Annotated in this window: 13 protein-coding genes; 6 read left to right on the top strand and 7 right to left on the bottom strand. The window is 41.9% G+C overall.

The window, feature by feature from the left end; all coding sequences use genetic code 11:
* Positions 1-319 precede the first annotated feature (319 nt).
* On the bottom strand, positions 320-1,036 hold the full coding sequence (locus PGR74_RS06360; RefSeq protein WP_052634811.1) for an energy transducer TonB: 717 nt from the start codon (positions 1,034-1,036) through the stop codon (positions 320-322).
* Positions 1,037-1,242: 206 nt separating this feature from the next.
* Here PGR74_RS06360 and PGR74_RS06355 point away from each other — a divergent pair, with 206 nt between their 5' ends.
* Entirely contained in the window at positions 1,243-1,836 is a 594-nt protein-coding gene (locus tag PGR74_RS06355) for a DUF4251 domain-containing protein (protein ID WP_041505114.1), read from the top strand.
* On the opposite strand, the gene PGR74_RS06350 is transcribed toward PGR74_RS06355, so the two are convergent.
* From PGR74_RS06350 to PGR74_RS06325, 6 genes are all read right to left on the bottom strand, one after another.
* Positions 1,818-3,050 (bottom strand): nucleoside recognition domain-containing protein, encoded by a 1,233-nt coding sequence (locus PGR74_RS06350; protein ID WP_041504292.1) that lies wholly within the window; start codon positions 3,048-3,050, stop codon positions 1,818-1,820. The genes PGR74_RS06355 and PGR74_RS06350 overlap by 19 nt on opposite strands.
* A 160-nt stretch (positions 3,051-3,210) precedes the next feature.
* Positions 3,211-4,086 carry a bifunctional methylenetetrahydrofolate dehydrogenase/methenyltetrahydrofolate cyclohydrolase FolD gene (folD, locus tag PGR74_RS06345; RefSeq protein WP_270516846.1) on the bottom strand — a complete coding sequence of 292 codons (876 nt, stop codon included), beginning with the start codon at positions 4,084-4,086 and terminating at the stop codon, positions 3,211-3,213.
* Positions 4,087-4,225: 139 nt separating this feature from the next.
* Complete coding sequence (gene ffh, locus PGR74_RS06340; RefSeq protein WP_041504290.1) at positions 4,226-5,551, bottom strand: signal recognition particle protein; 1,326 nt, start codon at positions 5,549-5,551, stop codon at positions 4,226-4,228.
* Between the two features lie 204 nt (positions 5,552-5,755).
* On the bottom strand, positions 5,756-6,415 hold the full coding sequence (locus PGR74_RS06335; RefSeq protein WP_041504289.1) for a hypothetical protein: 660 nt from the start codon (positions 6,413-6,415) through the stop codon (positions 5,756-5,758).
* Positions 6,416-6,646: 231 nt separating this feature from the next.
* Positions 6,647-7,138, bottom strand: a complete 492-nt coding sequence (locus tag PGR74_RS06330) for a prolyl-tRNA synthetase associated domain-containing protein (RefSeq protein ID WP_041504288.1) — start codon at positions 7,136-7,138, stop codon at positions 6,647-6,649.
* A 175-nt stretch (positions 7,139-7,313) separates the two neighbouring features.
* Positions 7,314-8,264, bottom strand: a complete 951-nt coding sequence (locus PGR74_RS06325) for a TIGR01212 family radical SAM protein (RefSeq protein WP_041504287.1) — start codon at positions 8,262-8,264, stop codon at positions 7,314-7,316.
* Between the two features lie 309 nt (positions 8,265-8,573).
* Between PGR74_RS06325 and PGR74_RS06320 the strand changes: the two genes are divergently transcribed.
* From PGR74_RS06320 to PGR74_RS06300, 5 genes are all read left to right on the top strand, one after another.
* Positions 8,574-8,738, top strand: a complete 165-nt coding sequence (locus tag PGR74_RS06320) for a hypothetical protein (protein WP_160289155.1) — start codon at positions 8,574-8,576, stop codon at positions 8,736-8,738.
* Positions 8,728-8,946: a hypothetical protein gene (locus PGR74_RS06315; RefSeq protein ID WP_146216443.1), complete on the top strand. Its 219-nt coding sequence runs from the start codon at positions 8,728-8,730 to the stop codon at positions 8,944-8,946. The genes PGR74_RS06320 and PGR74_RS06315 overlap by 11 nt, the downstream gene beginning before the upstream one ends.
* 119 nt (positions 8,947-9,065) lie before the next feature.
* Positions 9,066-9,536 (top strand): hypothetical protein, encoded by a 471-nt coding sequence (locus PGR74_RS06310; RefSeq protein ID WP_041505111.1) that lies wholly within the window; start codon positions 9,066-9,068, stop codon positions 9,534-9,536.
* Positions 9,537-9,572: 36 nt separating this feature from the next.
* Entirely contained in the window at positions 9,573-10,037 is a 465-nt protein-coding gene (locus PGR74_RS06305) for a hypothetical protein (protein ID WP_041505110.1), read from the top strand.
* Between the two features lie 521 nt (positions 10,038-10,558).
* On the top strand, positions 10,559-13,888 hold the full coding sequence (locus tag PGR74_RS06300; RefSeq protein ID WP_270516844.1) for a golvesin C-terminal-like domain-containing protein: 3,330 nt from the start codon (positions 10,559-10,561) through the stop codon (positions 13,886-13,888).
* Positions 13,889-14,078 lie beyond the last annotated feature (190 nt).

The raw sequence follows: 14,078 nt of genomic DNA, 5'->3' as shown, positions 1-14,078 counted from the left end.
TGCAAAACCATTTTATCAATTCAAGATCAATAAATTTAATAGTCAGATTATTTATTTTGTATATTTTAATCAAACGTTCAATTATATGCCTTAAGATCATTATATTATCACATCAACAGCATAATAAAGAAATACTTCTATTCCAAAAAATACACAATAAAAGATTCTACACGATACGGGATAAGACAAAAAAATGTGAAGATTTTCCTTATATTCAGAATAACCCTCAACAAGCAATACTCTATTCAAAGCCCGAAAAAAAACGTTGCCGTTTCGTGCAACGTTTTTAATGAATCATATCTTCTTAAATATCTCCCCCCTATTTTAAAAGAAAACTTACAGGAATCAAGCACTCGATCTCTACATTTTTTCTGTTTTGTTTCGCCGGTTTCCATCTCGGCATCGCCTTCACCACCCGTATCGCCTCCCTCTCCAACAACACATCTGTCGATTGGACCACATTGACTCTTTTTACCCTACCTCTCTTATCGATCGCAAAAGAGATCTGCACTTCTCCTTCTATCCCCTTCTCGTATGCCTTCTCCGGGTATTTTATCTGTCCTGAAATCCATACAAACACATCACCGGGAAACTCCGGCATAACCTCAACCGGTTCGAATACCTCGTCTGTCTTCTCCTTCACGCAAACAACCGGATAAGAATCTTCCAAAACCCAAACAGCACGGTATAAACGGACTTCCATCACCTTTTGCCGAGCGACGGGTATGCTCCGCATCTCTTTTCCGACATAAGAAAATAACAATATATCGTTCGAATCTGCATTTACAAAAAACCTCCCCCTACCATCAGTCAGCCCTCCTGTGTTCTTATCTTTAATAAATACAACGGCACCTTTCAGGGGTTTTCCTCCTTCGTCCGTCACTTTACCGGTCACAACCCATCCCGTCGTATCGTTTAGAGTACCGTTTATAAAATACGGTATAGCCTGCACGTCAACTGACAACATCATAAAGAACATCACCGGAAGTAAAAACAGATATCCGGTTATTCCTTTTCCGAAAATCCTTTTTCCCATTCTCATTCGTTTTTCAAAAATGCCATGTCAAAATCGTTACCTGTTCCGACTCAAAATAATCGTTTTCATTAGTATCTGCCAATTATATGCAGAGGATGCGAACGGGCTATGAAAAACGATCCTGAATCAAACTTTTTATTTCTACAAACGTAAACTCGTTCGTGATAACCACGAAAAAGTCAACTTATTCGACAAAAATAGAGCACATGAAAAATTATTTACCGTTTATTTTTATCGCCATCCTACTTTACTCATTTCCCTCCATCTCCTCGGGTCAAAAAAGGAGTGCCCGGTTTGAAGCGGAGTTTCAGAAAACGTTTCAAATAGTCAATAGCGATCGGTTCATGATACGATTTTTTATAGCTACTCCAACGGGACAAACCTTTGTTGCCACCCCATCGGAAGGCCCTAACGTCACCATTGACCCGGAACAATGCTATTTAGAGATTCAAGATTCGCTGGTCAGCGGGCGCTTGCCCTATTTCGGTAACGGCAGTCATTGGGTTCCGAGACCGGGACAAGATTCTCTTCGATTTAACTATATTCTTTTTTCTCGAACAGTAAAAATACTTCCACGCGGAAATAAAAAGAGTATCGCTTATCAAATCAGTATTTTAACCAAAGACAATATTTTGTTTTTACACATGGACATTCGTTATGACGGAACCTGTTATCTCTATTATAACGATCAAAAACGCTACCCGATCAGCTACACGGGAAATATTTACCCCTTGGAAAAAAAGGAACAGCATCCTTTAAATACAGCATCACCTTCAGAAAATCAGGCAAAGAAGATATAAGCCATTACAATCGCCGCAACAACTCCGGCCAAATCTGCAATCAAACCGCACGGAATAGCATAACGGGTATTTTTTATACCCACGGCCCCAAAATAGACGGCAATAATATAGAAAGTGGTATCCGTAGCTCCTTGAAAAGCACAAGCCAATCGTCCGGGAAATGAATCCGCCCCAAAAGTATTCATAGTATCGATCATCAATCCCCGTGCCCCGCTTCCGCTCAACGGTTTCATCAAAGCCGTAGGTAAAGCCGGTACAAAATCAGAATTGAAACCGCAAGCCTCACACCCCCATTTCAAAGCGTCCATGACGGCATCCATTGCACCCGAAGCGCGGAAGACACCGATAGCGACTAAAATTGCAATTAAATAAGGGATTATTTTTACGGCAATAGAGAAACCCTCTTTCGCCCCGTCGATAAAAGCATCGTAAACGTTGATACGCTTCCAGGCTCCCATAGCGATAAAACCGACAATAATGGAAAACAAAATCACATTACTTGACAAGGAAGAGACTTTGGTCAACGTCTCTTTATCCAACCCTGAAAAATACCATATAATACCTGCTACCAAAGCACTACCCCCGATCAGGTAGGCCATAATCACCCGGTCCAATAAATTAATTCGCTGATACAAAGCAACGGCTATAAGTCCCACTAAGGTCGAAACATATGTCGCCAAAAGAATCGGGATGAAAATATCCGCCGGATTAGCAGCTCCCAACTGAGCCCGGTAAACCATGATAGAGACAGGAATGATGGTCAACCCGGAGGTATTCAATACCAAAAACATAATTTGAGCATCGGAAGCACGGTCTTTACGAGAATTAACCTCCTGCATCTGCTGCATTGCCCTTAGCCCCAACGGAGTAGCCGCATTATCCAGTCCTAACATATTAGCGGCGATATTCATCATAATCGAACCATAAGCCGGACTACCCGGAGGCAACTCCGGAAATAAACGCCGGAAAAAAGGATTAATAATCCACGACATAACCTTTACCGCCCCCCCTCGCTCTCCGATCTTCATGATCCCCATCCACAAGGTCAACACCCCCGTCAATCCCAACGATATCTCGAAACCGGTCTTGGACATATCAAAGGTAGCTTTTACAATGGACGCAAAAACCTCCGTATCCCCATCAAACAATAATTTGAAAAGAGCCACGATAAAGGCTACACCGAAGAAAAAAATCCAAATATAGTTAAGAACCATAGGCGATCGGAGATTGAGTGACTAGGTGATTGAGTGACTAGGTGATTGAGTGACTAGGTGATTGAGAGATTAGGTGATTGAGAGATTGAATGATTAGACGAGCGAGTTGAATCACAACCTCCTTTCATCTCCCAAGCACAAAATCCCACTACCCGTATCATTAATGTTTCGCTTTACAGGCTTTGATCGTATTCTGCAAAAGAGAAACGATCGTCATTGGTCCTACTCCTCCCGGAACCGGAGTTATGTAAGAACACGAGGGAGCTACCTGCTCAAAATCGACGTCTCCTACCAATTTCCAACCGCTTTTAGTCGTTTCAGAAGGAACCCGATGAATTCCCACGTCGACGACGACACACCCTTCTCGTACCATATCTTTCGTGATAAAATGAGGAACGCCTATGGCAACGATCAAAATATCGGCTTGCCGGGTAATCTCTTTCAGATTGGAGGTTCTGCTGTGACACATAGTCACCGTACAGTTCGCGTGCTTTGCCTTACGGGACATCAGCACGGCCATCGGGGTCCCGACGATGTTACTTCGTCCCACTACGACGCAATGTTTTCCTTCCGTATCGATGTGGTAACGAGCCAACAGTTCCATGATCCCGGCGGGAGTTGCCGGAAGGTAGGTCGGTAACCCTAACACCATCTTACCCACGTTACACGGGTGAAATCCATCCACATCTTTATCGGGATGAATCGTATTTAATACTCTCTCTTCGGAAATATGTTTCGGCAAAGGAAGTTGCACGATAAAACCGTCTATATCCGAATCCTCATTCAATTGTCGGATTACCTCCAATAATTGCTCTTCGGCAATATCACTACCGTATCTTAGTTCGGTACTTTTAATCCCCACGGCTTGACATGCTTTTACTTTACTGGCCACATAGGTTTCACTCGCTCCGTCATTGCCTACCAAAACGGCAGCCAAATGGGGGATCTTCTTTCCCTCGGCAAGCAAGCGAGCCACCTCTTCCGCGATCTCCTCTTTGATCCGCGTCGAAACTTTTTTTCCGTCAATAATCTCCATCTTTTATTTTTAAATTGTAAATTATCAATTGCCTGATCTTTTTAATGCAAATCGTAGCTTACCAATCTCCCCATCGTTACTCACTCATTCTTATAATCGCTTAATCCAAAATCTACAATTGTCAATCGTCAATTAATTATTATCTTCTTCTCATAGCGGCATTTCCCATCATCTTACCGCCCTTGGACAACATCCGCATCATTTTTTTAGACTCATCGAATTGTTTCAGCAAACGATTTACATCCTGAATGGTTGTTCCGCTTCCCATGGCTATACGTTTACGGCGAGAACCGTTGATCAATTCCGGGTTTTCTCGCTCCTGGGGTGTCATGGAAAAAATAATAGCCTCCACTCCTTTAAAAGCATCATCATCGATATCCACATCTTTCAAAGCACGCCCTACACCGGGAATCATAGAAGCCAAATCTTTTATATTTCCCATTTTTTTTATCTGTTGGATTTGACTCAGGAAATCGTTGAAATTGAATTGATTCTTGGCAATCTTTTTCTGCAATTTTTTGGCTTCTTCCGCATCAAATTGTTCTTGAGCCTTCTCTACCAAGGAAACGATATCTCCCATTCCCAAGATTCGGTCTGCCATACGTTCCGGATGGAATACATCCAAAGCTTCCAACTTCTCTCCCGTTCCGACAAATTTAATCGGTTTATCCACCACCGTACGGATAGACAACGCGGCTCCGCCGCGCGTATCTCCATCTAATTTCGTCAGGACAACACCGTTAAAATTCAACCGATCGTTAAATTCCTTAGCCGTATTCACCGCATCTTGTCCGGTCATGGCATCCACCACGAACAAAGTTTCATTAGGCTCTATCGCTTTTTTTATCGCAGAGATCTCATTCATCATCTGCTCATCGATAGCCAAACGTCCCGCCGTATCGACGATAACGACGTCCCGCCCTGTCGCTTTCGCCTGCCTGATGGCATTTAAAGCAATCTGCACGGGATTATTATTCCCTTCTTCGCTATATACCGGAACACCGATCTGCTCACCCAATACTTTCAACTGCTCGATAGCAGCCGGCCGATAGACGTCGCAGGCAACCAACAAAGGATTCTTCCCCTTTTTGGTCTTCAACAAATTGGCTAACTTCCCGGAGAAAGTGGTCTTACCGGAACCTTGTAATCCGGACATCAGAATAACGGCCGGATTTCCTTTTATATCAATATCAACATGGGTTCCCCCCATCAACTGGATCAACTCGTCATGCACGATCTTCACCATCATCTGCCCCGGTTTCACCGCAGTGAGCACGTTCATGCCCAACGCCTTCTCCTTTACCGTATTGGTAAATTCCTTCGCAATTTTATAGTTTACATCGGCATCCAATAACGAACGTCTCACCTCTTTCAGGGTTTCAGCCACATTGATCTCTGTTATTCTCCCCTGTCCTTTTAAAATCTGAAACGACTTTTCTAATCTTTCGGATAGATTCTCAAACATATGCTATTAATTGAAATTTGGAAATTGAAAAATGCCCTTATCGCATCTGTCTTTCTCTACTAAATTCTCTATTTATTCATTTCTTGCAAAATTAGTAATTTTAACCGTCAATCTAAAAACTAAATGTTAAAAACTAAAAACACGACACAATATCATCCATTTTCACATAAAACAAATACATTTTATAAACTTTTATCTCACTATTTATTTCCGGCTTATATTCTTTAAAACCACGAATGTCTTATCTATTAAAGAATTATCCACTACTACCGTAAATTCATTCGTGGAAGAAATAACCTCGGTCAGGTTAATTCCCTCCCAGGATAACTCTTTCATTATACTGTAATAGAAACCGGGTTGCAGGATATTTCCCTTGGGCAGTTTTAGCGTCACGGAAGACAAACCGCTTTGTTTAAATATACATTGTTCTCCTTTAAAATAGTTATCGATAGCCGCCTCCATCGTATCGCTCACGACTAAATTCGTCTCGAACACCCCCTGTACCATCGTGTAAAAAACCTCCTCTTTTTGGGATATATTTTTCAATACCCGAATATGACACTCCAACAATGTATTGGAATTTTTAAACGTGTAATCGCATAAATTACTTCGCAATATGATATCTCCCATATTATTAAGCAACTTATTCAACTGCACCTGCTCACGGACTTGAAAATAGGGAGCCAAACGATTCAAGGCCATAACAATCGCTCCCGGATTAACCTCTTTTTTCAACGCCGCTTCCACCTCCGATTTGATCTGCCGGGCCAAAGCCGAAATATTAATCAACCCCATGGCTAAAGACTCCGACAGATAGGGTTTATGCTTCACGATATCTTCTACAACCTGTGCTACACTCAACATATTTATTAATCTAAAAGTTTATAAAATTCATAACGTCCGTCATATCAATAGGGTCCAAATCCTAATCACACCATCTCTTTAATCTCCCGATCCACGTGTTCATTGTAAATTTTAGATTGTAGATTGTAAATTAAGAAAATAGCGTTCCATTTACAATTACAATATACAATCTTTTTAATCTCTAAATCGCTCAATCTCAGAATCCTTTAATCCACAATCGTCAATCTACAATTAATATAGTTCTATCCACTCGTAACCGTTCCCGGTTTGATCCATGTACCGGATAAAATCTTCTACTTTAACAGCCAAAGAAGCCCGATTATCATTCGGATGAAAAGAGAGTTTTTGTGCCTTTCGTAAATTCTCATCCAAAAAAACATGTACATGATGTTCCGTATCATTGATTAACCCGAAAGGACTTACGGAACCGGGACGCAAGCCTAAGTATTTCTCCATTCTTTTCTCCGAAGCGAAACTCAATTTTCCCTGTTGCAGCCTTTTCTCCAAATCATGAATGGCCAAATCGTGATCACAGTCGAATATGACTAAATAATGCCGGTCTCCTTTATGATTCCGGAAAAATAAATTTTTACAATGGGTACTGTCCAGGTTCTTCCAATATTGCCTGGCAATTTCTATGGTCGGAGCTGCCGGATGCTCCACATAATCGAACGTAATTCCCAACGTTGCCAAAATTTCATATACCTTCTCTTGTCCTACCATATATACTACAAATTTCAAAAAACTTATCTCTCAATCACGAAATCCGTTCATCGTAAATTTTAGATCAATCGAATTCAGTGATTCAATTTGAATCTCAAAACCGCTTAATCTCAGAATCCTTTAATCTATAATCCTCAATCTTTTCAATCTCCCAATCATTATATCACATAATCATTCAACTATTCAACCCCTTTATCCCCTGATCTCTCCATTTCCCTTGCCATACCTCTCTCTCCTCCAAACGTTTTTCCAACATGGCCGCAAACTCAAAATTCTTCACGCCCCATTTGGGAGCAATCAGATAATCCGAAGGAGCCTGATTCACGAAACGCTCTAAATATAGATCCGGACGGACATGCCCGATCACGTCCACCACGAACTCTAAATAATCTTCCAAAGTGTAAAGTCCGAACGCATCCGGGGCCGCCGCATACTGCTCAGCCATACGGGTACCCTTTATAATCTGTAACTGATGCAGTTTCAACACTTGTATCGGCAACTCGCACAAACGGACAGCTCCGCTCAACATCTCATCCCGGCTCTCTCCGGGTAAACCGAATATCAGATGGGCACCGACAGCAACTCCCCGTTTGGCTGTCTCCCGAATAGCCCATTCCGATTCGGCATAACCATGCCCTCTATTGATACGACATAAAACCTCATCGTGAACCGATTCGACACCGTACTCCACGCAAACATATCTTTCACGCGACAACTCTCCCAAATAATCTAAAATTTCCGGGGTAACCGTGTCCGGACGGGTACCGATCACCAAACCGACAATTTTCGGATGCGATAAAGCCTCGGCGTAGCGCTTCCGCAAAACATCCATGGGTGCATACGTATTCGAGTAAGACTGAAAATAGGCCAAATATTTCTGCCCCTTATATTTCGCATCGAAAAAGCGAATTCCCTCCTCTATCTGACGGGTAATACTCCCCGCACACCGGCAGTATTCAGGCGTAAAGCTCTCGTTATTACAAAAAGTACATCCTCCCGTTCCCTTGCTCCCGTCCCTGTTCGGACAGGTAAATCCCCCGTCTATAGAGAGTTTTTGCACCCGCTCCTGAAATAAACCTTTAAAAAAAGTCGGATAATCCCTGTATCTTCTTTGCCTTGTATTCATTAACCTCGACACTTCTATTGAAGTTGCGAAAATACACTTTTTCTGTTAAATATTTAACATTTCTCTCTTTTTTCATGATTCTTTTCCCAAAACAATCACAACACACCCCCTTAAAGAAATACGGAGACTCTCTTTTACCAACCCTTTCCGCTCATACCTCCTTTTGAATTTCACATTAGTTTAAATAATCATTATAAATTGATTATTAATTTTTATTATTATCATTTGGATTTTAAAATACAATAAATTATATTTGAAGAGATATTTTATAATTTATATTTATAATGTTGAATTTATAAAATGAAAAAAATGGAATTTGTTATTCGCAGCGTTGCTATGCTTCGTTGGAATGGAGGCAAAAGCCCAAAAGGATACCACTCGTCAAAAAAGAATAATTCAAGAAGTGATTTCCCAACAAAAAACGTGGCAAACGAAGGTATACTTTTTGAACAAGGGCAAACCGATGAAGATTAAAGAATCTGTCATTCAACAAGGTACCACGCTTATCATCGAGGTTGCCTGGAATCCTCAACTAATAAAAAAAGTCGTTTTTGACACTGTCGTCTATAGGCCTACCCCACAAGAGATCAAAGACTCTAAATACACGTTTACGATCAAGCCTAAAAAAAAACAACGACATACGATTATAAAATATACGACCATGACGATAAAGAATTATTAATTTCCCGTAAAATCACGGTAACGGATAAAAACGGGGTCGAGATAAAAGAAGAAGAGTTAAAAAATTATCAAGAAAGGAAGTAAATAACGTTAATTACTAATCATTAAAAATCAAACATTATGAAAAAATGGTGCTTACTATTTGCGGTGTTATTATGCCTTGTAGGGATGGAAACAAACGCTCAATCTAAGGACACCGCTTCACAAGGTAAAATGAAAACAACCCAGGAAGTAGTTTCCCGAAAAGAAATCTGGCTTTCCAGAGTATATTTTTTGAATAAAGGCCAAAAAATGAAAATTAAAGAGTCTATTATTCCAAAAGGTACCACGCTTACCGTAGAGGTGGCTTGGAATCCCCAGATGATAAAAAAAGTCGTATTCGATACCACGGTTTACAAACCGACTCCTCAAGAAATTAAAGCCGGGAAATACACGTTCACGATTAAGCCAGAAAGAACAACGACCTATAACTACAAACACTACTATCAAGACGGTAAAGAAGAATCAGCTTCCCGCAAAATCACGGTAACGGATAAAAACGGGGTCGAGATAAAAGAAGAAGAGTTAAAAAATTATCAAGAAAGGAAGTAAATAACGTTAATTACTAATCATTAAAAATCAAACATTATGAAAAAATGGTGTCTATTATTTGTAGTAATATTATGTTGCACGATGGCGGAAGTAAAAGCACAAGCAAAGGATACTACTTCCCAAAAAAAAATAAAAACAATTGTAAAAGAAATTTCCCGGGAAGAAAAATGGGCTTCTTACGTGTATTTTCGGGACAAAGGTAAACTGACGAAAGTGGAAGGGACTGTTATTCAAAAAGGTACCCCGCTTACTGTAGAGGTAGCCTGGAATCCCCAAGTAGTAAAAACGATAGTTTTTGATACAGCTGTTTACAAGCCGACAACACAAGAGATCAAGAACTGTAAATACACGTTCGTAATCAAACCGGAAAGAACAACGACCTATAAATACAAGTTCTATTATCAGAACGGGCAAGAACGAGTAGTTTCCCGCAAAATTACGGTAACCGATAAAAACGGGATAGAAATAAAAATTAAAAATAATCCCAAAGAAAAGGAATAAACGAGATTAATTACTTTCAATAAAAATTCAAACAGCATGAAGATCAAAAAATTTACAGTCGCATGCTTTTTTATCATAGCATTATTTACAGTAAATGCCTCCATGGCACAAAGAATCTCTCCCGAGAATAGTAACGTACAAATGTATGTAGACGACTCATATATCATGCAATATCATATTGATCCAGAAGGTTTCATAGTAGTAAGCAGGTCCGTCATATCAAATAATCCAGATATTGTGTCCGTAACAGAACTCCAGTTTCACAATTCCAATAGCATATTCAGCTGGATTTTGAGACTCGTGGGGATTAGAATCGGAACTGCCATGATAACGACCTCAATAATATTTACGAATCAGTATGGAAATGACATAATCGTAACAACAAATACATTCGTTACCACCATGTGGTATACGGAATTCCGACAAGCACCATCCGCTTCGACGAATATAGTGATCGGCGACGCTATAAAGGAGGAAGATCAGCCATAACCGAACCTTATTAATTAAATACAAATCGTATCGTGGATTTAAAGAAGGTAAAAGTCGTGGCTTCATACGAGGCTCGAGCGATATGCCGTTCATTTCTTTTTTGGGTTCTGGTTACACTTACCATCGGGGGCATAACCTTATTGCAATGGTTGGTACAAGGTAAAGTAACCGCATGGGGGTGGAGTTGGTTGATGCATCACCAAACCTTTTCATTTCCATTGGTAAATGCTTACCTCTATAATATCGTGCAGAGCTTCATCGTGATCTTTGTGTGGGTAAATCTGTTTACCCGCGAACAAAGAGGAGGCATGTTAGAGTCGTTACACGCCCGTTCCGTGAGTAACGGGGAGTATTTCCTCGGTAAAACAGTGGGAATCATTTTTGTACTACTCGCTGTAGGATTCTTTTCCCTGCTCGCGTGTTGCGGGATAAACATTTGGGGTAGCCAGGCACCCTTTAACCCGTTGTATTATTTGTATTATTTCCTAACACTAACAGTACCGTCTCTGATATTCTTCACGGGATTCGCGTTGTGGATGACGTGGCTGACTCGCTCCCGGGTATTATCCGCGATATTATTATTGATATTCCTTTATTGCTCGGTAACAATTTTGCCGGGTGTATTCCATGGGCTGTTCGACTTCACGGGGAGTTCCTTGTCGAATATTTTTTCCGTGGCAACAGGCCATGTGGACGGCTGGCATTATTTGCTCCACCGTTCGGTTTACTTGTTGGCAGGAGTCGGTTTTACCTACTGGGCAATTCGTTTCTGTAAACGAATACCGAACGAACAACGAACGATTGCCCGATGCTGTTACGGTGGCATCGCCTTGCTGTTTATCGGGATGCTATTAGGCAGTATTTACGCTCGTGACTTCATGCAGGAAAAATCTGCGAGGGCCGAATTTCGTGCTGCTTTTGACCGTCATGCCGGAGAAAAATCTTGTAGAGTGTCGAGGCACGATATCACGCTCCGTCAAACGGGCGACCGGATCACATCCGTTAACGACTTGACGTTACAAAATCCGAACAAGGAAGCGGTATCCCGTATCGTGTTGTACCTAAATCCGGGATTGACGGTAAAGCATATAGAGGAACGGGATAAACCGCTTGCCTTTACCCGCGACGGCCAGGCGATATTGATCGAGCGTTCTCTGGCAGCCGGAGATAGCGTCCGTTTATCCGTACGTTACTCCGGTGTACCGGATGGCAGGATAGCTTACTTAGATTCAGACGACAAATCGTATTACGACACGAGACGCAATAATAATTTCTTCCACCTGGGTCGTCGCCACGTGTTGGTAAGCAATACCTCGTTGGTACTGGTTCCGGAAGTAATGTGGTATCCCGTGACCATCCCTCCCGTCAATCCCTCCCTCCCGTTCTTGTCAGGTAAAGACTATACGCTTTATCGCCTCCGGATCGTGGCCCCCGTACAACCGGTCGTATTATCACAGGGCAAACCGTCCCGGCAAGGCGACACGCTATTGTTTTCGCCATCCCGTCCGTTGGAAGGAGTAACTCTCTGTGCCGGAAATTACGAGCATCGAACGATATCTTTACAAGATATAAAAGTGGATTGGTATTATTTCAAAGAAAATGATTTCGTAACACCTCTTATCCAACAATTCGACGGGGAAAAAATTTTAAAGCAAGTAGAAACAAATATTTTAACCAGCTTAGGAAAGGTTATCTCTTTTTCTATTTACGCTCCCGAAAAAGAAGATCATATCTCAGACTTTATACTGCGCCGGGATTGGTACACGGACGAAGGAGGTCGCCTGCTGTTGGTGGAAACCCCGCTCCCGTTTGTTTCTCATGCCCGGACATGGAAAGGACGAAGCGAATACGTTCAACCGGGAATGGTGTTGTTAGGCGAACGAGGAATAGGAATGAACATGAATGCTTACGCTTTCTTTTCACGGAAAAACGCAAAACAAGAGGAAGAAGCGATACGTCTCATCAGAGGTTCTTTTTTGATAACAAATCCTTTTTTAGACCCGTCGAGTCTCAGCAACGCAAATAACCCGTTTTTAGAGAGACTCAATTTAAAAAAAGCTCGCCTAAGCCCTTCTTTCGTATTAAACCCCTATTGTTGTCTGCCTATGTTTACAGAACCGGCAGTGACCATCGTCTCCTCCCGTTACCGGACAATCGACCGGATATTAAAACAATTCATCGCCAAAGGCGAACATTACTCCAAAGCTGCAAATACGATAATCATTTACAACAGTGATCTGGCCGCTCACGTTTACCTGCAAGATCACACGTTAGAAGAGGCGCTGCAAGACCGAAGTATTCCGTCTTACGTTTTGCAGCAGATGATGGCTTTAAAAACAGGAGCTTTATTGGATCGCGTGGCGGTTCATGTTCCGCAAAAGAAATTCTACCGGTTCCTGCGCTCCTTTTATACCGCATATCAGGGGGAAATTCCTCTCGATACGTTATGCCAGGCCATACGATCGGAGTTGGAATTTGATTTCGAGCAAGTATTACAGGCGTGGGATTCCCAAGCAGTAACGAACTTTCGGGTACAAAATTTAAAGAACGAACGGGTGGAACAAGAGTACGGGAGTGGATGGATGGCTCGTTTTCAAATTTGGAACACGGGAGAACACCCGGGCTTCATCGTTTACTCTTTTTCCCACGAGGGATCCTATCATCTTTGGCTTCAACCGGGAGAATGCAAGGAGGTCCGCTTGCACGGGAGTTCAAATATGTTTACCTTGGATTTGGGTATCTCGCGTAATCTCCCATCCGTCATGCAAACCACTGAAACCGGGACCACCCGGGACACGAGAGAAGGGATTAAGGATATATCGCCGTCAGTGTTCAACCCCCAAAACGGAGAAATCATCGTGGACAACGAGGACCCCGGATTCAGATTGATCTTTCCGGGAAATAACCGGCCGAAATTTTTCTCCGAAAAGAGTTCCGGCGGAGAGATGATCCTGACAGGCCCCTGGCAAAAAGAGTTTCGCGGTAATGCTCACGGAAACGAGTACAGGAGTATATACCTGAAAAGAGCCGGAAACGGCTCCTGTAAAGCAGAATGGTCAGCCGACATTCCCGAAGACGGAATTTACGAGATTCTTGCAATGCACCCCGAGGCGTGGAGCCCCCAGAAAGCCCAATACTACACGGTAAAAGGAGAAGGATCGAAATCCGAAGAGATCTTACTCCCGTGGGAAAAAGGGAGATGGGCTTCTTTGGGTGAATTCGAATTAAAACGAGGAAAATCGTTCGTGATCTTAGACGATAGGGCCCCTGTAGAAAAAGAGGAGGAAAAAGACAAACGCCACACCCCACTTAAAAGCATAGTGGCCGATGCAGTGAAATGGGTGAAAATCAAAGATAAATAAACAAAATAAAGCGATAACCACCATCACCTATAAAAACGTATTCGTACCCTGCATACTGTTTCCGTAATCCCTTCGCCTAAAATTGGACAATAGACACTAAAAAGTTTGACAAAAGTTTATTCTTTTTTTGTTACCTCATCAAAAAAAGATAAATTTACATCCAATAAGTAAGAAAAGTGAATATTTTTCA

Source organism: Sanguibacteroides sp. AM78-02pH3A (assembly GCF_027666085.1).
GTDB lineage: Bacteria > Bacteroidota > Bacteroidia > Bacteroidales > Marinifilaceae > Gabonibacter > Gabonibacter massiliensis.
This window is presented reverse-complemented; position numbering and strand designations above follow the sequence as displayed.